The 21298-nt window shown below is 44.6% G+C and carries 17 protein-coding genes; 7 read left to right on the top strand and 10 right to left on the bottom strand.

The window, feature by feature from the left end; translation table 11 throughout:
* Positions 1 to 55: 55 nt before the first annotated feature.
* From polA to hemB, 3 genes are all read right to left on the bottom strand, one after another.
* On the bottom strand, positions 56 to 2869 hold the full coding sequence (polA, locus tag M4S28_RS01810) for a DNA polymerase I (protein WP_249632199.1): 2814 nt from the start codon (positions 2867 to 2869) through the stop codon (positions 56 to 58).
* 677 nt (positions 2870 to 3546) lie between these two features.
* Entirely contained in the window at positions 3547 to 3981 is a 435-nt protein-coding gene (locus M4S28_RS01805) for a GNAT family N-acetyltransferase (RefSeq protein WP_004735570.1), read from the bottom strand.
* Between the two features lie 78 nt (positions 3982 to 4059).
* On the bottom strand, positions 4060 to 5103 hold the full coding sequence (hemB, locus tag M4S28_RS01800) for a porphobilinogen synthase (protein WP_004735569.1): 1044 nt from the start codon (positions 5101 to 5103) through the stop codon (positions 4060 to 4062).
* A 207-nt stretch (positions 5104 to 5310) separates the two neighbouring features.
* Here hemB and M4S28_RS01795 point away from each other — a divergent pair, with 207 nt between their 5' ends.
* A complete protein-coding gene (locus tag M4S28_RS01795) occupies positions 5311 to 6072 on the top strand; it encodes a TatD family hydrolase (RefSeq protein ID WP_249632198.1) in 762 nt (253 codons plus the stop codon).
* 349 nt (positions 6073 to 6421) lie between these two features.
* On the opposite strand, the gene tatC is transcribed toward M4S28_RS01795, so the two are convergent.
* The 7 genes from tatC to rmuC form a co-directional block, all read right to left on the bottom strand.
* Complete coding sequence (gene tatC / locus M4S28_RS01790) at positions 6422 to 7177, bottom strand: twin-arginine translocase subunit TatC (protein ID WP_017075498.1); 756 nt, start codon at positions 7175 to 7177, stop codon at positions 6422 to 6424.
* A gap of 132 nt (positions 7178 to 7309) precedes the next feature.
* Positions 7310 to 7717, bottom strand: coding sequence for a Sec-independent protein translocase protein TatB (gene tatB / locus M4S28_RS01785; protein WP_102516477.1), 408 nt, complete (start codon positions 7715 to 7717; stop codon positions 7310 to 7312).
* A gap of 3 nt (positions 7718 to 7720) precedes the next feature.
* The gene (gene tatA, locus M4S28_RS01780) at positions 7721 to 7975 is read right to left on the bottom strand and encodes a Sec-independent protein translocase subunit TatA (RefSeq protein ID WP_004735565.1); all 255 of its coding nucleotides are present in this window, start codon (positions 7973 to 7975) and stop codon (positions 7721 to 7723) included.
* A 55-nt stretch (positions 7976 to 8030) separates the two neighbouring features.
* On the bottom strand, positions 8031 to 9665 hold the full coding sequence (gene ubiB / locus M4S28_RS01775) for a ubiquinone biosynthesis regulatory protein kinase UbiB (protein WP_249632197.1): 1635 nt from the start codon (positions 9663 to 9665) through the stop codon (positions 8031 to 8033).
* Positions 9662 to 10267 (bottom strand): ubiquinone biosynthesis accessory factor UbiJ, encoded by a 606-nt coding sequence (locus tag M4S28_RS01770; RefSeq protein WP_249632196.1) that lies wholly within the window; start codon positions 10265 to 10267, stop codon positions 9662 to 9664. The genes ubiB and M4S28_RS01770 overlap by 4 nt, the downstream gene beginning before the upstream one ends.
* A 98-nt stretch (positions 10268 to 10365) precedes the next feature.
* Positions 10366 to 11145, bottom strand: a complete 780-nt coding sequence (gene ubiE / locus M4S28_RS01765) for a bifunctional demethylmenaquinone methyltransferase/2-methoxy-6-polyprenyl-1,4-benzoquinol methylase UbiE (protein ID WP_026012235.1) — start codon at positions 11143 to 11145, stop codon at positions 10366 to 10368.
* A 65-nt stretch (positions 11146 to 11210) separates the two neighbouring features.
* Positions 11211 to 12743, bottom strand: a complete 1533-nt coding sequence (rmuC, locus tag M4S28_RS01760) for a DNA recombination protein RmuC (RefSeq protein ID WP_249632195.1) — start codon at positions 12741 to 12743, stop codon at positions 11211 to 11213.
* A gap of 138 nt (positions 12744 to 12881) precedes the next feature.
* On the opposite strand from rmuC, the gene M4S28_RS01755 reads away from it, so the two are divergent.
* The 6 genes from M4S28_RS01755 (at position 12882) to M4S28_RS01730 (ending at position 21287) form a co-directional block, all read left to right on the top strand.
* Entirely contained in the window at positions 12882 to 13793 is a 912-nt protein-coding gene (locus M4S28_RS01755) for a DMT family transporter (protein WP_249632194.1), read from the top strand.
* A 252-nt stretch (positions 13794 to 14045) separates the two neighbouring features.
* Positions 14046 to 16172, top strand: a complete 2127-nt coding sequence (gene nosR, locus M4S28_RS01750) for a transcriptional regulator NosR (protein WP_249632193.1) — start codon at positions 14046 to 14048, stop codon at positions 16170 to 16172.
* Between the two features lie 67 nt (positions 16173 to 16239).
* Positions 16240 to 18132 (top strand): TAT-dependent nitrous-oxide reductase, encoded by a 1893-nt coding sequence (nosZ, locus tag M4S28_RS01745; protein ID WP_249632192.1) that lies wholly within the window; start codon positions 16240 to 16242, stop codon positions 18130 to 18132.
* Between the two features lie 115 nt (positions 18133 to 18247).
* Positions 18248 to 19561 carry a nitrous oxide reductase family maturation protein NosD gene (locus M4S28_RS01740; protein WP_249632191.1) on the top strand — a complete coding sequence of 438 codons (1314 nt, stop codon included), beginning with the start codon at positions 18248 to 18250 and terminating at the stop codon, positions 19559 to 19561.
* A complete protein-coding gene (locus M4S28_RS01735) occupies positions 19558 to 20472 on the top strand; it encodes an ABC transporter ATP-binding protein (RefSeq protein WP_249632190.1) in 915 nt (304 codons plus the stop codon). Before M4S28_RS01740 ends, M4S28_RS01735 begins: the two co-directional genes overlap by 4 nt.
* Complete coding sequence (locus M4S28_RS01730) at positions 20469 to 21287, top strand: ABC transporter permease (RefSeq protein ID WP_249632189.1); 819 nt, start codon at positions 20469 to 20471, stop codon at positions 21285 to 21287. Before M4S28_RS01735 ends, M4S28_RS01730 begins: the two co-directional genes overlap by 4 nt.
* Positions 21288 to 21298 lie beyond the last annotated feature (11 nt).

Here is a 21298-nt window from a genome sequence, read left to right as displayed (position 1 = left end):
AGCCAGTGTTTGTGCACTGGCTCATACTAATTCACTCAATAAGGTCAAAAACTGATTAGTGGGCTTGATCCCAGTTGTCACCGTGGCCTGCTTCCGCGACTAACGGTACTTCTAGATCAGCGGCTGACTCCATCAATTGTTGTACTTTACTTTCAATTTCGGCTAAAGCTGACTCTTGAACTTCAAATACCAATTCATCGTGTACTTGCATCAATAGCTTCACACGACCATCGCCTTCCGCTTGAATCCATTCATCCACTAACAGCATCGCTTTCTTAATGATGTCTGCTGCCGTACCTTGCATTGGCGCATTGATCGCCGCACGTTCAGCGGCTTTACGACGCATGCCATTACGAGATTGGATTTCCGGCAGGTGCAAACGACGACCGTAAATGGTTTCAACGAAGCCTTGCTCTGAAGCCGCGCTGCGTGTGTCTTCCATGTACTGCATTACACCAGGGTAGCGTTCAAAGTAAGTGTCCATGTAGTGCTGTGCTTCACCACGAGGAATACCCAGTTGCTTAGCCAAGCCAAAGGCACTCATGCCGTAGATAAGGCCGAAGTTAACGGCTTTAGCACGACGACGCTGTTCAGTGGTAACTTGATCAATAGCCACGCCGATAATCTCAGCAGCCGTTGCCGCGTGAATATCTTTGCCTTGTTGGAACGCTTCCAGCAGCGCTTTATCACCCGATAGGTGCGCCATGATACGCAATTCAATTTGAGAGTAATCGACCGCTAGAATCTTCCAACCATGTTGTGCAACGAATGCTTGGCGAATACGACGACCCTCTTCATTACGAATTGGGATATTTTGTAGGTTTGGATCAGTCGAAGACAAACGACCGGTTGCCGTTACCGCTTGGTGGTAAGAAGTATGAACGCGACCCGTTTCAGCGTTGATCATCTTCGGCAGTTTATCCGTGTAAGTAGACTTCAGTTTCGCAAGACCACGATACTCAATGATCAGCTTAGGCAACGGGTAATCAAGGGCCAGCTCTTGCAACACTTCTTCGTTAGTTGAAGGCGCACCTGATGGCGTTTTCTTGATAACCGGTAGACCCATTTTTTCAAACAGGATCGCTTGCAGCTGTTTTGGCGAGTTCATGTTGAACTCTTGCTCTGCAATCTCGTAAGCTTTCTGCTCTAACTCATCCAGACGAACCGCAATCTCTTGTGATTGAGCCCCTAGCAGCATGTCATCGATGAATACGCCAGTACGCTCAATGCGAGACATCACAGGAATCAGTGGTACTTCGATTTCTTCATAGATGGTTTTAAGCTTTTCATCTTGCTCGATGTTTTCCATCAGGCGGTTATGCAGACGTAGTGTCACGTCAGCATCTTCTGCGGCGTATGGAGACGCTTCACCCAGCTCAATCTGGTTGAAAGTAAGTTGTTTCTTACCTTTACCTGCGATTTGCTCAAATGAGATGCAGCTATGCTGTAGGAAGCGTAGCGCTAGGCTGTCCATGTCGTGCTTGCCACCTACGCTATTGAAAACGTAAGAAGCCAACATAGTGTCGTGTTTGATGCCCTTCATCTCGATACCGTAGCGCGCTAGCACACTCATATCATACTTCAGGTTTTGACCCACTTTTGCTTGAGCATCATCTTCAAGAATCGGCTTAAGCTGTTCAAGTACCCAATCACGGTCCAGCTGCTGCGGTGCATCTAGGTAATCATGAGCAACCGGCACGTAAGCGGCAACGCCTTCTTCGGTTGCGAATGACAAGCCAACGAGGTTCGCAACCATGTAATCTAAGCTGTCTGTTTCAGTGTCGAAAGCAAACAATTCAGCTGCTTTAAGCTTTTCTAGCCAAACATTGAATGACGCTTCATCTAGAATCGTTTCGTAGTCACTGCGATCAATTGTCACGGCAGACGTATTCATCTCCACGGTAGACGTTGCTGCAGAAGCACTGCTGCGTACCGCACCAGATCCCGTTGCTGCAGATCTTTCATCCGCCTCAACCACACCACTGCCACCTTCAAGCAGCTCGTTCAACCAAGATTTGAAAACCAGTTGGCCGTATAGTTTGATCAGCTCGTCGATATTTGGCTGAGCTTTAACAAGTGACTCTGGTGTCTCTTCAAGTTCAACATCTAACTTAATCGTCGCAAGCTGGTAAGACATATCAGCATTGTCTTTATTATCAGCTAGCTTCTTAGCCATGGTTTTCGAACCACGGAAACCAAGCGCCGCAATATCATCAAGATTTTGATACAACTTTTCGATACTACCGATACCTTGCAACAATGCCGTCGCAGTCTTATCGCCAACACCTGGAATGCCCGGAATGTTATCCACTTTATCGCCCATCAACGCGAGATAATCGATAATAAGCTCAGGCGGAATACCAAACTTCTCAATAACACCTTCACGATCCATTACCACGTTGGTCATGGTGTTGATCAGGGTAACGTTGTCATCGACCAACTGCGCCATATCTTTATCACCGGTACTAATAAGCACAGGCATACCCATCGCAGAAGCTTGAGAAGCCAACGTACCAATCACGTCATCTGCTTCAACGCCAGGAATAGAGATAAGTGGCAAACCCATCGCACGAATCACATTGTGCAATGGTTCTATCTGGCAACGAAGATCGTCAGGCATAGGTGGGCGGTTTGCTTTGTACTCTGGGTACATATCATCACGGAACGTTTTCCCTTTCGCATCAAAAATAACCGCAATACGATCAGAAGCAAATTGACGCATCATGCTGCGTAGCATGTTAACCACACCATAAACAGCATTCGTTGGGATATCACCATTGCTCATGGTGCCAGGGTAAGCATGGAACGCGCGATATAGGTAAGAAGAGCCATCGATCAGAATCAATGGATTATCAGGAATACGAGCCATAATGTTTGTGAATCCAGTAAGTACAGAAATTATCTGTTAAGAATGCCACGTCTGTTGGTTGGATTCTACGTTGTCGATCTGTATCCGTTCACTCGGTTGTGTTCGTAATAATCGATTTGTTGTTATTTTTTGTTCTTAGACACAAGCGTTCTGTGGATAACTCTGTTTATATTATTTACCCACCCTGTTGAGAACTAAGGTAAACCACCAAAAAAACGCAAATAAACTATTGAAAATAAAGGATAAAATTACAGATCGAACATATGATCAACGATCTTTTCTCGATCTTGCATTGTGGAAAAGAATGCTGATGGCGTTTTATTCATAAAAAAACGTGCCACTAAATATGCATCTTGTTGAAATGGAGGTATAAAAAAAGCGACACCCGAAGATGTCGCCTAGCAAAAACCGGTAAAGCCATTCAAATTGAATACCACAGCTTTACCTAAAAGCTATAAATTACACTGGAAGCAATGTGAGCAATGTCGTGTCAAAAAGAACTTAGTACAAGTTCGCGAGAATTCTGTTGGGTAACCAAGTAAATACTTGAGTACTTAACATCCTTGTGAACATTTCCTCATTCCCTAAGACGAAGTTAATAATAATGATTCTCATTTAATAGTCAACACTTAAATGATAATAAATCTCATTTAATTATAAACCGTTAGCCACAGTGCTCAAATTTGCTTCAGAAAATGAATTCTATGGGCATTAATGTCTTCTTTTTCTTCTAATTTTTCGATTAGGTAACCGTTTTTCAATAACAGACGCAGCATCGCGGGAAACAGGTTACGAGATTTCACTTTCAGCTGTTGGTAGCCCTGTTGCTTCACCCACTGTTCTTGAATATCTAATTGCGCCTGTGCAACGCCTTTATTCCTTGCGATCGGTAACACGCCCCCAAACCAGCTGTAAAACGTGTTTTCATCCAATTCATAACCGATCTTAAAACCCAGTAACACACCCGCCTCTTCAGCAACGAGGATCAGGCTTGTTTTACCCGCTAGTCGCTCCGATAAAGACGCTACACTCTCTTTTCTGGCGAACTCGGCAATCTGTTCAACAACAGAAACAACCTCTTCTAATGAGCCTTCACGCACAATGACAGACATCTTGTTTCATCCTCATAAAACAAAAGGGCTGGCACAACGGCCAACCCTTTGGTGATCATATGGTTTGCTTGATCGTACTTACTTGCCTTGCAAGTGCTCAGCAGCTTGTGCGTTATCTTCAGCAAGCCACTCTGCGACATCTTTAGCGAAATACGTCAGGATGCCATCAGCGCCAGCACGCTTAAAGCACAACAGTGATTCCATTACGGTTTCGCGCTCTTTCAGCCAGCCGTTTTGAATCGCCGCTTTGTGCATCGCGTATTCACCAGATACTTGGTAAGCAAACGTAGGCGCTTGCAGTTCGTGCTTAACACGACGAACAATATCAAGGTAAGGCATGCCTGGTTTCACCATCACCATGTCCGCACCTTCATTAAGATCCATCGCGACTTCATGAATCGCTTCATCGCTGTTGGCTGGATCCATCTGGTAGTTCTTCTTGTTACCACCTTTCAGGTTCGAAGCACTGCCAACTGCATCACGGAATGGGCCGTAGTAGCACGATGCATATTTTGCAGAGTACGCCATGATTTGAGTATGAATGTAGCCAGCTTCTTCTAACGCTTCACGGATCTTACCAATACGACCGTCCATCATATCTGATGGTGCAACCACATCAGCACCCGCTTCAGCGTGTGATAGTGCCTGCTTGATTAAGACTTCAGTCGTCTCGTCATTCATCACGTAACCATCTTCATCGATGATGCCGTCTTGACCATGAGTAGTGAACGGATCCAGTGCTACGTCAGTAATCACACCCATATTTGGCACGTGCTCTTTGAGTAAGCGTACTGCTCGTTGTACCAAACCTTCTGAGTTATGAGCTTCAGCCGCGCATAAACTTTTAGCATCTTGGTTCACTACTGGAAACAGAGCAATCGCAGGAACACCCAATTTTGACAGGTAATCCGCTTCCTCAAGCATAAGATCGATAGACAGGCGTTCAACACCTGGCATTGACTCGACAGGTTCACGACGCTCTTTACCCATAAGAATAAACATTGGGTAAATGAGGTCATCCACAGACAATTGATTTTCTGCCATTAGGCGGCGGCTAAAGTCGTGCTTACGCATACGGCGCATACGACGACCTGGGAATTGACCTTGAATTGAAACAGACACTAGATTCTCCTTGCCTAGTCTAAGCACCAAAATGCTCAGATATGAAAGTGCTAAATACAGGCAAAAGCATATCACTGATGGCTCAGGACGCTAACAGTAAAATATAAAACCCACTCAAAATCAGGGATAAATGGCAAAAAATGACCTTCTCCTCACACTGCCGTATACTCATGACAACTCAGAAAAGACCGCTTTCAGGACACAACAATGATCGACACCCATGCCCATATTTACGCGAGCGAATTCGATGAAGACCGCGAACAAGTCGTGCAACGCGCGCTTGCTCAAGGTATTGATACCATTCTGCTGCCGAACATCGATTTAGAATCTATCGAGCCAATGCTCGCGACGGAAGCTCAGTTTCCTGAGGTGTGTCGTTCAATGATGGGCTTACACCCTTGTTATGTGGATGCGAATATCGAGCAAACCCTCAAAACCATTCGAGCTTGGTTTGATAAACAGGACTTTATCGCCGTGGGTGAGATTGGTATCGACTTGTACTGGGATAAAACCTTTAAAGCCGAACAAGAGATGGCCTTCGTGACTCAACTGCAGTGGGCAAAAGAGCTCGATCTACCTGTGGTGATCCACACTCGTGATTCCATTGAAGAGACACTTGCTCTGCTTCGTAAAGAGCAAGATGGCAGCTTACGCGGCGTATTCCACTGTTTTGGCAGTAGCTTAGAGGAAGCTCAAGCGATCAACGAGCTAGGCTTTCATTTAGGTTTAGGCGGCGTATCGACCTTTAAGAACTCGGGGATGGATAAGGTGATTCCGCATCTTGATATGAATTACGTCATCCTAGAGACAGATTGCCCATACTTAGCACCAACACCGAATCGCGGTAAACGCAACGAGCCCGCGTACACCGAACTGGTGGCAAAACGCATCGCTGAATTACGCGGAATTACCCTTGAAGAAGTCGAAAATATAACCACCATCAATGCTAAATCATTGTTTAATCTATGATGAATCTATTAATAAGTAATTATTACGGATTTATCCTCAATTTATTTGAGAAAACAAGGTGATATGTATACTATCAACCGCCTGCATATGGAGGTAGTTGATTATGTGTGATCATTCACAACACTTACAACGTCAACATCGAACTCTATGGCATAAAATTGGGGGCATCAAAGAGCTCTATATATGTCAGAACTGTGGTTATCAGTTAAAGATTCGATAAACAGACATAATAAAAAAGCGGCCTAGGGCCGCTTTTTTATTATGTGATTTTTACTGAAGAACTCTAACGATCATGCTCATCCGTAATGACTACTGCTTTTATAGCATCTGCGAACATGGCATCTGCGAATTAAGACTCCGCTTCTTCCTCTTCATCAGCATCTGGTTTTCGCACATAGAAACGCGCAAAGAACAGACCAATCTCAAACAGAATACACATTGGAATAGCCAACAGTGTTTGCGAGATCATATCGGGTGGCGTCAGCATCATACCAATGATGAAAGCGACAACAACGATGTATGGACGCTTTTCAGACAGTTGTTTCGGTGTCGTCGCGCCAGTCCAACATAGTAAGATAATCGCGACAGGCACTTCAAAAGCGATACCAAAAGCAAAGAATAGCGCGAGTACAAAATCAAGGTAACTCGATATATCTGTTGCGAATTCTACTCCACCCAATGATATGGCAGTAAAAAAGCCAAAGACTAATGGGAATACAATGAAGTAGGCAAACGCCACACCACAGTAAAAAAGCAGTGAGCTTGATGCCAACAATGGCATGATCAAGCGCTTCTCATGCTTATATAAACCCGGCGCAACAAAAGCCCACACCTGATACAAAATAAACGGTACCGCGACAAAAATAGACGCGATTAAAGTTAACTTCAACGGTGTGAAAAATGGTGACGCTACATCTGTTGCGATCATCGTCGCGCCTTCAGGTAAGCGATCTACCAAAGGTGCAGAGACGAACTCATAAATATCATTAGCGAAATAAATTAGCCCAACAAACACCACTAGAACCGCAACAATCGCGCGCAATAGGCGATTACGCAGTTCTAGAAGATGGCTAATTAAAGGCTGTGTCTGCTCAGTCGAAGACATGTCAAACCTCTTAAACAGGAAGATCGAAAAGGAGCCGCGTGCATACTTATCTACTTAAATATTTAGCTACTGAAACACCTAGCTACTTAAACATCTAGCGACATAAGTATCTGACGACTCCTCCTAGCGAGACTATTCGGCTTTCTTATCTGACGGTGCTGAAGCTTCACTATTGACCTGAATGGTTTCAGATTCAACAGTTTCCGTGACACTAGGTTCAGTATCACTTGGCTTATCAGACTCAGGCTTAGCATACGGACGTTGAACTTGAGCAGCGGCCTGCTTAAGCTCATCAACTGATGCTTTTAGGTCTGGAGATAAATCTTCCATACCCATTTTTTCCGCCTTACGCAGGTTTTCTTGAAGTTCTTGTACCTTAAGCTCATGAGAAAGTTCATCTTTCACACTATTTGCCATGCTTTTCGCTTGCCCAATAAACTTGGAGACACTACGAATCGCAACGGGCAAACGCTCAGGTCCTAAAACCACTAACCCAACGACAGATATTAATACCAGTTCCCAAAAACCGATATCAAACACGATTTACGCCTGCTCTTTGTCTTTCTTTGTTTCAGCAGTTGTTTCAGCGCTAGCTTCTTTCTTCTGCTGTTCAATATTCTTTGGTTCAAAGTCTGCATCTTTCTTATCTGCAGGCTTGTCTTCATCGCTCATCGCTTTTTTGAAGCCTTTCACCGCTGAACCTAAGTCACCACCCATGCCGCGCAGTTTCTTTGTTCCGAATAGCAAAATTACAATTACAGCAATGATTAGAAGTTGCCAAATACTGATACCACCCATTGTCATTGTCCTCGGGTCTGTCTACACATAAAAAAATATTAAGAGAGTCTACTGTCTAACGACGGTAAGCTCGCCAACTAAGCAACCAAAATGTGACACCTGCGATGCCACAGCCCATGGATAGCTGCTCATAAGGGCTTGAAACTAATATTGCGGAGCATACGACTAAAGTGGCTCCAACACCAAACAAAAACTTTCCAGTCGCTTGTTGGCGTTTAGTATCTCGGTAGCCTTGGTAAAGCTGATCCATTCTCTGGTTCATCGCTTTACCCTGGCGAAGGCTGTCATAAAGTAACTCTGGCAGCTCTGGCAGTTTCTCTGCCCAGAATGGCGCACGCTCTTTTACTGCGTTGATCACAGCTTGCGGCCCCACCTGATTCATCATCCAGGTTTCAAGGAAAGGCTTCGCCGTTGCCCACAAATCAAGTTGCGGATACAGCTGACGGCCTAGACCTTCGACATACAACAAGGTCTTCTGCAGAAGTACCAACTGAGGTTGAACCTCCATGTTGAAACGTCTTGCTGTATTAAATAAGTTTAGCAACACATGGCCAAATGAGATCTCGCCAAGTGGTTTTGCAAAAATTGGCTCACACACCATACGAATCGCGAATTCGAAATCGTTGACGTTGGTGTCGTGTGGCACCCACCCTGAATCGACATGTAGCTCTGCAACTTTACGATAATCTCGATTAAAGAAAGCCAGTAAATTCTCGGCTAAGTAGCGCTTATCTTCACTGTTTAGCGTGCCGACAATGCCACAATCTAAGCCAATCCACTGAGGATTTTCTGGATTTTCAGGGTTAACGAATACGTTGCCTGGGTGCATGTCCGCATGGAAAAAGCTGTCTCGGAAAACTTGGGTAAAGAATACCGTCACGCCACGTTCAGCCAGCAATTTCATGTTGGTGCCGTTAGCTTCTAATGTCGCGATATCCGATACTTGAATACCGTAGATTCGCTCTGACACCATCAAGCTTTCACTGCTTAAATCAGAGATAACCTCTGGAACATAGAGCTCTTCGCTGCCTTCAAAATTACGTCGTAGCTGAATGGCATTTGCCGCCTCACGGCGCAGGTCCAGTTCATCGATTAGCGTTTTTTCGTACTCATGAACGACTTCAACAGGTTTCAAACGACGTGCTTCAGGAAGAGACTTAGCGACTATACGCGCCATCCGGTGCATCAGTTTTAGATCTGCGTCAATCACCGGGCGAATATCAGGTCGAATTACCTTCAGAACAATCTCGCGGCCACTCTCTTTAAGCTTTGCAGTATGCACCTGAGCGATAGAAGCCGAGGCCAATGGCTCGATATCAAAGTCGGTAAACCAGTTATCTAAACTGCCACCCAGTGCCTTTTCCATGTCTTGCTTGGCCAATGCGCCATCAAATGGAGCGACTTGGTCTTGCAATAAAGCCAATTGATCAGCGATATGAGGAGGAAATAGGTCACGACGCGTTGACATCATTTGACCAAACTTGATCCACACAGGCCCTAACTCTTGCAAAGCGAGACGCAAGCGCTGACCCAACTCTTTATCTTGATGCTTGTTCTTGAGCCAAAACAGAGACTTTCTCGCCAGTAAAGGAGCTTTAGTCAAATGGTGCTCAGGCATCAATTCATCAAGGCCGTACTCTAACTGTACCTTGATAATATGATAAAGACGTTTCAGTTCTGTTGGGGTCATGCTTTCTCCAACAGAGCGTTCAATTTAGCTTCAAGGCGGGCAACTGAGCTTTTTATGTCATCAACCTGATCGCAAAAATGCACCACTTCTAGCGGAGCCGGTGCAATCTTCCACTCTTCAGTCAAAACCTGAGCAACATGGTTTTGATGCTTAGTTGCTTGCTTCGCCACAAGGCTACCGACGTTTTTAACGCCTTGTACCAAGGTGTGAGCAACCACATCGCCAGTCACACGTGATAGCCACTCTTCCAAATCAGGCTTGCAGTCTGTCATTAGTTGAGCAAACTTCTGCGCGAGCTGAATATCACCTTCTAAAATCAACTTATCTTGCTTGATCAACTTAGTGATGTTCGATTGCTCACGCAATTCAGGCAGCACCGATAGATTCAAAGATAGGTAACAATCCGGTTGCCCTTCATATTCCGACAACACATCAATCTGCTGGCTGAAAACGAAGGTGAGTGTTTTATTCAACTCTTTCAAATTGACTTGAATGATCTGCCCCTTTAAACGAGACAAACGACGAACCAAGGCTGGATCATCGTTCACGAAAGTATTTAAAGAGGTTTCAATAACCGCGGTGACCAATGGATCAAATGGCATGACTGTCCTTACCTTTGAAAACGGATAAGCGTTAACCTATCCGTTCTGTCTTTATTCTTATTGTTTAGCACGCCCTACGAGCCTGCTACCAAGTTCGACTAGAACTTGTAACCACGGTGCAGCGCAACAATGCCGCCCGTTAGGTTGAAGTATTTTGTATTTTCAAAACCCGCTTCTTGCATCATGCCTTCCAAGGTTTCTTGGTTCGGGTGCATACGGATTGATTCTGCAAGGTAACGATAGCTGTCTGCGTCGTTGGCAATCAGCTCACCCATTTTTGGCAACAGGTGGAAAGAGTAGGCATCGTAAACCTTTGATAGAGGTTCAAGTACTGGCTTAGAAAACTCAAGAACCAACAGGCGACCGCCCGGCTTCAGCACACGGTACATTGAACGCAGCGCTTGGTCTTTGTCGGTAACATTACGCAGACAAAAGCTGATGGTAATACAATCGAAGTAGTTATCTGGGAAAGGCAGCTCTTCAGCATTGGCTTGAACGTAATGTACGTTGCCAACAATACCGCTATCACGCAGTTTATCACGGCCAACATTCAGCATTGAGTTGTTGATATCAGCAAGAACCACGTGGCCTTTTTCGCCAACGATACGCGAGAATTTCGCAGTCAGGTCGCCAGTACCACCACCAAGATCTAGGATGCGTTGACCAGGGCGAACGCCACTGCAATCAATCGTGAATCGCTTCCACAAGCGGTGAACACCACCCGACATTAAGTCATTCATGATGTCGTATTTAGCGGCTACAGAGTGAAATACCTCTGCTACTTTCGCGACTTTTTCGTCTTTTGCGACTGTTTCGAAACCAAAGTGTGTGGTTTCTGACTCTACTGCTGAATTTGTCTGCACGCTTGTGTCCATAATGCTGTTATCTACCATGGTAAGTTCTCATCGACAGTACACTCTCTATTTAGAGGCGCTGCGGCCGATTAGTTTACTTTATCCTCAGTAGGTTGTCTTTCTACTAAAGAGACATTTTCTGAAAAAGCCTCATTTTGCGCCATTTCAGCCAAGCCTACCGAAATCGGTTTCTTCACCTCAACACCGAGTTGCTTGAAGCTTTCTGCCTGACGAATCACGTTGCCACGCCCAGTCACCAGCTTATTCATGGCCCCTTGGTAGCTTTGGTTGGCTCTATCTAATGAGCTTCCAAGACCTTCCATATCATCAACGAACAGGCGTAATTTGTCGTAAAGCTTGCTCGCACGTTCCGCGATAACTTGCGCGTTCTGATTCTGTCTATCGTTGCGCCACAAGTTATCAATGGTACGCAGTGCCACCAGCAAGGTGGTTGGGCTAACCAAGATAATGTTTTGCTCCATCGCATCTTTAACTAAGCTAGGGTCGGCTTGAATCGCCACCTGAAACGCAGGCTCTACCGGAATAAACATCAACACATAATCAAGGCTCTGTATGCCTTTGAGCTGATGATAATCCTTCTGGCTTAAGCCTTTAATGTGCGCGCGCAATGAAGCCAAGTGATCACGTAATGCAGCATCACGTTGTTGATCAGTTTCAGCATTGAAGTAACGCTCAAACGCCACCAAAGCCATTTTTGAATCCACCACCACTTGCTTGTCTTGTGGCAGATGCACAATCACATCTGGCTGGTAACGCTTGCCCGCATCGTTTTGCAGGTTCACTTGAGTTTGGTATTCATGACCTTCGCGCAGCCCTGATTCTGCCAGCACCCGTGCCAGTACCACTTCGCCCCAGTTACCCTGCTGTTTATTATCGCCCTTTAGTGCTTGGGTCAGATTAACCGCTTCGCGTGTCATGCTCTCATTAAGACGTTGCAGGTTTTTAAGCTCATGAACTAAGGTATGACGCTCTTTGGCTTCTTGGCTAAAGCTGTCGTTCACTTGTTTCTTGAAGCCTTCTAGTTGCTCTTTCAGCGGCGACAACAAAACCTCTAAGCTTTGCTTGTTTTGTTGATCGACCTTAGCGGTTTTGCTCTCAAACAGTTGATTCGCTAACAGTTCAAACTGCTGCTTAAGTCGAGATTCTGCTTGTTCTAGCAGTTGCAGCTTTTCACTGTTAGCGAGGTTTTCTTGGTCGTGCCTCGCTTCTTGCTCTCGAAGTTCAGCCTCCAACTCAGATTTATGGTCTTTCAGTACATTGATCTCATCAGCGTACTGCTGACGCTCTTGCTTCACGGCTTCAAAGTAGCGAAGCTTTTCCATCGCAGCCATCACCTTGCCGTGCGCTTGCTTGAGCTCAAATGCGGCTTTATCTCGGTCGTCATCCAACTCATTAAGCTCTTGTTGTGCCTCTGCGAGTGATGATTTGAGCTGTGACTGTTGAGATTCATGCAACAAACGATCGGACTCGAGTTGTTGTTCGAGAAGTCGATTCTGAAAAAAGAACTTCTGTTTAATCCACCAACCCACCACACCGCCACTGACGAGCGCGCCAGAAATTGCAGCAATAAGCGTTGCTTGATGTTCGATAATCCATTGCATGATAATGATTTAGCCTAATTGGAAATAACTCATTAAATGGTATTTTGATACTGGATAAATGTCCAGTTTGCCGTATTAAAATTCGACAGATAGACTAGGCGCTTCGTATTCTGTCCCATCAAATTAGAATGAGTTGCTATGAACGAACGTCGTGCCTTGGGCTTTGGCCTTTCCGCGGTATTGCTGTGGTCAACAGTCGCTACGGCTTTTAAGCTGACCCTTGCTGAGTTTTCACCGATTCAAATGCTGACCATCGCCAGCATTGTGTCGTCGATTGCGCTGATCGCGGTTTGCGCGTTTCAAGGCAAACTCTCTCAACTGAGTACCACGTTTCTTTCAAACCCTTGGTATTACTTACTGCTCGGTTTGGTTAACCCTCTAGCCTACTACCTGATTCTATTCAAAGCTTACGACCTACTGCCCGCTTCTCAAGCGCAAGCCATCAACTACAGTTGGGCGATCACGCTGACTTTAATGGCAGCGGTGTTTCTAGGGCAAAAGATTCGTAAACAAGATTGGGTGGCGTGTACCTTCAGCTATGCGGGTGTGGTAGTTATTGCCACCAAAGGCGATGTGCTAGGCATGCAATTCGATAGCCCACTCGGTGTGGCACTTGCTCTGCTTTCAACATTGCTTTGGGCAGGGTACTGGATTCTCAATACCAAAAATAAAGCTGACCCTGTGGTAGGTGTATTACTTGGGTTCTTAGTGGCATTGCCATTCGCGATTGGTTTAACCCTTTACGAAGGCGAAAGCTTTAGCCAAATCACAGCGAAAGGTTGGATGGCCGTGACTTACGTAGGCCTATTCGAGATGGGTATTACCTTTGTGCTGTGGCTCTCAGCGCTAAAACTGACCAACAATACAGCGCGTATCAGCAATCTAATTTTTGCCTCACCATTTATCTCATTGATGCTGCTTTCGACCATTATTGGCGAAGAAATCCACCCTGCGACACTATTTGGATTGATGTTAATAATCGCTGGTCTTGTTATTCAACAGATCAAATGGGGAAAGAAGAGAAACAAACTCACCAAAAATCACTCATAACAAAATCAAAAAAGGCTAGCACTCGCTAGCCTTTACCAAAAACCCAAAAAACCACACCCATACATCGCTCATCCTTTATTCATTAACACGACTCAATTAGCCTCTTTACTCACAAAGTCATCAATATGTGAAGGTGGCGATGTTTTACACATTTAATACAAACTCATAACATCAGTATTGATTTCGATCAACTTCATACAAGTTCGATTCTCTACCCTAACCATTCACGAGTGAGTATGGATGGAATACTGCATGGAAAGCCTACTGAGTAAATACACACGCTTCACACAGTTATGTCTAACACTCTTCCTGCTGCTCGTCTCATTTACCGCTCAAGCTTTATTTGTCAGCCCCCCAAAAGACCCAATTCCACTCATTCATGTTGTTTTCCCTTCGCTAACGTCTATCTCAGATAAAAGCGGCGAACCTTTACTCAGAGTGATCAAAGAGCAAGATACAACTCTTGGCTATGCTTTTGAAACGAACGATATCGCAAGAATCCCCGCCTATTCTGGCGAGCCAGTAAATATGTTAGTGATCATTGATCCCCAAGGTAACTACCTCGCATCCAAAGTCCTTGAGCATCATGAACCCATTATTCTGGCTGGTATTCCCGAACAAAAACTGTGGGACTTTAGCGATCAATATGTAGGTTTATCGGTAAAAGATCGCATCAAAGTGGGGGGCAAGCCCAATAAAGACTACGTGCCAATTGATGGATTATCTGGAGCAACGGTCACGGTAATGGTCATGAACGTGGCTATCACAAAAGCGGCAAAAAAAGCCGCTGAATCACTGGGAATTATTGAAAAAACCAACGGTATCATCCAGCCGATTTCGACTATAAAACACAACATCTATCAACAACATAATTGGTTAGAACTTACAGGTGATGGCTCAATTCGAAAGATATACCTGACCAATCAAGCCGTACAAGAAGCCTTTGATGATACTGAAGGTGAAAATATTGACCGAGTGGCACCTAGTCAAAACAACGATATGTTTGCTGAGATCTACTATGCTCTTGCGGATATTCCCACCATAGGTAAAAACCTCTTGGGCGAGGATGAATACCGATGGCAAATCAACAAACTTCAGCCTGGTGAGCACTTGATAGCTGTATTGGGCAATGGCTATTCTTACAAAGGCTCTGGCTATGTTCGTGGCGGGATTTTCGATCGCCTTCAAGTACATCAAAATGACAATGAGATCTCTTTTCGAGATTTGGACCATGACCGAATAAACGATCTGTTTGCAACTGGCGCACCGAAATTCAAAGAGATGTCTCTTTTTAAAATACAGGCTCATCATGAGTTTGATCCAGGAGCGAGCTGGCAAATAGAGTTACTAGTGAGGCGCCAAACAGGGCCTGTTGATAGTGTCTTTAGCAGCTTCAAAGGCAGTTATGATGTACTGGAAAAATACGTCGATACACCACCTGCTATTATTCCGCCAAAAGAGCCCTCGCTCGCTGAGCAAGTATGGCATGAGCGTCAAGTCGAAGTGTGGATCCTCATTGGTCTGTTAACCGTGCTACTTCTTATTTTGTTCTTCCAAGATATTTTAGTGAAGCATCCAACCTTTATGCATCGACTGCGCCACAGCTTTCTTGCCGTCACCGTCATATTCATTGGGTGGAGTTGGGGTGGCCAACTCTCTGTGGTCAACGTCTTTACCTTCTTACAAGCATTAGTCAGAGACTTCTCCTGGGACTTATTTTTGCTCGACCCTATCATCTTTATTTTATGGTGCGCAGCAGCGGTCACCATGCTGCTCTGGGGCCGAGCAGTCTATTGTGGTTGGCTTTGCCCGTTTGGCGCACTACAAGAGCTTATCAACCAATTTGCTCGTTATATAAAGCTGCCACAATATGAACTTCCTTGGGCAGTACATGAACGCCTATGGGCCATAAAATACCTAATTCTACTTGGTCTATTTGGTATTTCTCTCGACTCTTTAGCTCTTGCTGAACAGTTCGCCGAGATTGAACCATTTAAAACGACCTTCTTACTTAAGTTTGATCGCGAATGGCCTTTCATTTTATGGGCAGTACTGATTCTGGCCGTCAATTTATTCAATCGAAAAACATTCTGTCGCTATTTATGTCCTCTTGGCGCAGCGCTTTCGGTCTCTAACAGTGTGCGCCTATTTGACTGGCTCAAGCGTCGTCCAGAGTGTGGTTCACCATGCAAAACCTGCGAGAAAGAGTGTGAGATACAGGCAATACAACCCAATGGCGAAATTAACATGCGCGAATGCCATTACTGCTTAGATTGCCAAATTACCTACTCAAATGATGGAAAATGCCCTCCATTGAAAAAAATGGCATACAAAAAAAAACGCACATACAAAGCTGATATTCCAGTGACGCAACAGTAAAAATGAGGTCGCATTTTTATTATTACCAAGCTACATCAGCATCTACCCAATAACATGGAGATACACCATGAGTAATGACAAGACACAACTCGATGAAGACCGCTTGCCAGTCAATAGTGAACGTCGTAAGTTTTTTGGTAAAAGTGCTGCTGTTGGCTTAGGGGTTGCAGTTGCACCCATGTCCGCAGCAATGTTTGCTTCCATGGCAAAAGCTCAGGCTGCAGAAGCCGGCAATAGTGCGGTGGTTCTTCCTAGTGAGCTAGATGAGTATTATGGTTTCTGGAGTGGTGGTCACTCGGGTGAAGTCCGTATTATGGGTATCCCTTCAATGCGTGAGTTAATGCGAATTCCTGTATTTAATATCGACAGTGCTACTGGTTGGGGTTTGACCGACGAAAGTAAACGCATTAAAGGCGACAGCGCTCACCTCCTATGTGGCGATTCACACCACCCTCACATGAGCATGACGGATGGTCGTTATAACGGTAAATACGTATTTATTAATGACAAAGCAAACTCTCGAGTTGCTCGTATCCGCTGCAATGTCATGAAAGTGGATAAAATGATTACCATCCCTAACGTACAAGCTATTCATGGCTTGCGTGTACAGAAAGTACCGCATACAAAGTACGTAATTTGTAATAGTGAATTCGAAATTCCGATGGATAATAACGGAACAACTACACTCGAAGACATCAGCACCTACCGATCTCTGTTTAATGTTATTGATGCTGAAAAAATGGAGGTGGTATTCCAAGTCATGGTGGATGGTAACCTTGATAACACCGATGCTGACTACGATGGTAAGTACTTCGCATCCACTTGTTACAACTCAGAAATGGGGATGAACCTTGGCGAAATGATCACAGCAGAGCGTGATCATGTGGTGGTGTTCAACTTAGCACGCTGTGAAGCTGCAGTTAAAGCCGGCAAGTTCAAAACTTACAATGGTAATAGCGTACCCGTACTCGATGGTCGTAAAGGCTCTGATTTAACTCGCTATATCCCAGTTCCTAAATCTCCTCACGGCATGAACACCTCACCAGACGGTAAGTATTTCATGGCCAATGGTAAGCTTTCCCCGACAGTATCAGTCATCGCAATTGATAAACTAGACGCACTCTTTGATGACACAATTAAACCTCGAGACACCATTGTGGCAGAACCAGAGCTAGGCTTGGGTCCATTGCATACCGCTTTTGATGCCAAAGGGTTTGCCTACACCACCTTATTCCTCGATAGCCAAATTGCCAAATGGAACATTGAAGAAGCGATCCGAGCCTACAACGGCGAAAAAATTAACTATATTCGTCAAAAACTCGATGTTCACTACCAACCAGGACATAACAGTACCTCCTCAGGAGAAACTCGAGATGCTGATGGCAAGTGGTTAGTATCACTCTGTAAATTCTCTAAAGACCGCTTCTTACCTGTTGGCCCACTAAAACCCGAAAATGACCAACTCATCGATATTTCTGGCGATGAGATGAAGTTAGTACACGATGGTCCTACTTTTGCCGAACCGCATGATGGCACCATTATTCATCGCAGCAAAGTGAAGCCAGACAAAGTGTGGTCGCGTGATGATCCTATCTTCGCTGAAACGCTAGAAATTGCGAAAAAAGATGGGGTTGATGTAATGACTCAAAATAAAATCATTCGCGATGGCAACAAAGTTCGTGTGTACTTAACCTCTATCGCTCCAACATTTGGCATGAACGAGTTCAAAGTGAAACTAGGCAATGAAGTGACGGTTATCGTCACCAACCTAGATTTAGTGGAAGATGTAACACATGGATTCTGTATGACCAACCATGGCGTACAAATGGAAATAAGCCCACAACAAACCTCTTCCATTACCTTTATTGCCGATAAACCTGGGGTGCAGTGGTACTACTGTAACTGGTTCTGTCATGCTCTGCATATGGAAATGCGCGGACGCATGTTAGTGGAAGCTTAAGTGAGCTCAGTACCAAAAAGTACTTAACTTAATCACTTTCACTCCTCACCGAATACGGCTCTTATCCGTTTAGAGCCGTAATTCGACCCCGTTTCACCCAAATGGATATGATGGATTGAAAATAACTCGATGGCTTTGTGCTGTTTTAGTCAGCCTATTTCACTCTTCACTGCTCGCTGCCATTATCACAGTGATCCCTAGTGAAGATGTCCAGTTTGCTCTCGATTCGAGCCAAGATGGTGATACCATCATTTTAGAATCAGGGTTATATAAGGGGAACTTCCGCGTTCGTAATCAGATCACACTGCAAGGCCTACCTAATAGCGTTATAGATGCTCAAGGTATTGATAATGGACTGACTCTTTACAATTCCAATATCACCATTGAAAACTTAACCATTCGCAACTGGGGCGATGACCTCACCGAACAAAACGCTGCGATTTACTCCGATCAATCCAGTGAAAATCTTGTCATTCGAAATAATCATCTACAAGGTGATGGCTTCGGCATGTGGCTACAAAAAGCCAACCATCTCTTAGTCGAAAAAAATACCGTTATTGGGAACCCTGATCTTCGCTCCGCCGACCGTGGAAACGGCATTCAACTCTCTGTGGTTAAACATGCACTAGTCCAACACAATACTGTAAGTCATACCCGTGACGGCTTGTACGTAATCTCCAGCCAAGAAAGCGAACTACGCAATAATACGATGCATGATCTTCGCTACGGCATCCATTACATGTATTCCCACAACAACCGAGTGTTAGGTAATACTGCCTACAAAACCCGAGCTGGCTTTGCTCTAATGAGCTCACGAGATTTAGTCGTGCATGGCAACCAAAGCCATGACAGCGAAGACTACGGTATGTTGATGAACTTTATTACTCAGTCAGACATCAGCTACAACCAATTTAAAAATGTTTGGACGAAACCAGAGAACAAAGTTATTGGCAGAGAAGGAAAAGGCTTATTTGTCTATAACTCTGGCTACAACACCATCAGTTACAACACTATCGATACTGCAGAGATTGGCATTCATCTCACCGCAGGTTCAGAGAACGGTAAAATATTTGGCAACAGCTTTATCAATAACCCAATACAAGTGAAATACGTTTCCAATAGAAAACAGGAGTGGAGCCAGCAAGGCGTTGGCAATTATTGGAGCAACTACTTAGGGTGGGATTTGGACAATGACAACATTGGTGATACACCTTTTGAGCCCAACGACGGCATTGATAAAATGGTTTGGAAATACCCAGAATCAAAAGTGCTACTCGATAGTCCTTCGGTACTAATGCTGCGCTGGGTGCAAAAGCAATTTCCGGTCTTAAAGCCTGCGGGAGTGAAAGATTCCCATCCGTTAATATCGCCACCAGCCAATGAGTATCAGTTACCTCCTCTTACTGCTGAAATAGGAAATCAATCATGAGTCAGTCGATTGTATTATTAGAAAATGTTACCAAGCAGTACAAGAAAATCAATGTGTTGGATTGCATTAACCTCACGTTAAACAGCGGTGAGGTGCTCGGACTTTTCGGCCACAATGGAGCCGGAAAAACAACCATGATGAAGCTAATTTTAGGGGTCATTTCAGCAACGTCAGGTAAGTTATCTGTTTTTGGTACTAACCCAACGGATAGGCAAGCATGGCATAGCCGCAAACAAATTGGCTACTTACCCGAAAATGTCAGCTTTTACGATCAACTGACGGGGCTAGAAGTACTCACCTATTTTGCTCGTTTGAAATCGGTACCAAAAGCGCAAGTCCACTCTTTATTAGAACAAGTAGGACTAGAACGTGCGATCCATCACCAAGTAAAAACGTATTCAAAAGGCATGCGCCAACGCCTTGGTTTGGCACAAGCTTTCTTGGGTGAGCCCAAGCTGTTATTGCTTGATGAGCCAACGGTTGGTTTAGACCCAATAGCAACTCAAGAATTCTATACAAGCGTCGACAACCTAAAAAAAAGCGGGGCAAGTGTACTTTTGTGCTCACACGTCCTACCCGGTGTTGAACAACATATCGATCGCGCTCTGATCTTATCAAAAGGAAAAAGTATCGCCGCCGGAAGCCTAAGTGAGTTACGCCAACAAGCACAACTTCCTGTCGTCATCAAAGCTCATGGGCTCAATGGCGCGCTAGCAAAAAACCAAAGCTTGTCTGGTTTCATGGTTGAACCTAATCAACTTCATATCCCTGAAGAATTGAAATTATCCACCATTCGAGAACTTCTTAGCTACGAAACCCTCAGTGATATTCAAGTTGAGGTCGCCAACTTAGAACAGATTTATCAGCATTTCCTTAGCACATCGATCACTACTCCGGAGGTGAACCAATGAACCCCGTTATCGCTGTCGCACTAAAAGAATTCCAAGATGGTATTCGTAACCGCTGGTTAGTATCCATTACCTGTATTTTTGCTTTACTTTCGATTGGCTTGAGTTATTACGGCACAGTCGCATCAGGGCATATTGGCTCACCATCACTTTCCTCAACCATCGCTAGCTTATCGAGCCTGTCAGTATTCATCATCCCTTTGATCGCCCTACTACTGTGTTACGACAGCTTTGTAGGCGAACAAGAGTCAGGCACTTTATTACTACTGATGACCTACCCAATCAGCCATTCTCAACTGCTGATCGGTAAGTTTCTTGGGCAGGGAAGCATTATCGCGTTAGCCACAACGCTCGGCTTTGGCAGCGCTGCTGTTATGTTAAGTCTTATCTCTAACATGCCGGGAGTATTCGTATCTTTCGGGCTGTTTATTATTACTTCGATCCTGCTAGGGCTATGTTTTGTTTCCCTTGCTTATCTTATTAGCTTATTGGTTAACGAAAAATCCAAAGCAGCCGGTATTTCACTGATTTTATGGTTGTTCTTCGTGATCGTTTTTGACCTAGCCTTGCTCGCTGTATTGGTTGGAGGTAATGAACTACTCACTCAACATAGCTTAGTTCAACTCATGATGCTTAACCCCGCTGACCTATTTCGCTTAGTGAACTTATCATCGCTTAGTACCAGTGATGTAAACGGGGTACTAGCAATTGCTATCAGCAGTAGTTATTCAACCTCAACACTGCTGTTGGTAATGATGGCTTGGGTAATTAGCCCACTGTTATTAGCACTGATTATTTTTAGAAAAAAGACACTATAAAAGAGGCCTCA

The organism is Vibrio sp. J383, assembly GCF_023503985.1.
In the GTDB taxonomy this organism is placed as follows: Bacteria; Pseudomonadota; Gammaproteobacteria; order Enterobacterales; family Vibrionaceae; genus Vibrio; species Vibrio splendidus.
The sequence above is the reverse complement of the archived record's forward strand: the minus strand, read 5'-3'. Positions and strand labels throughout refer to the sequence as shown.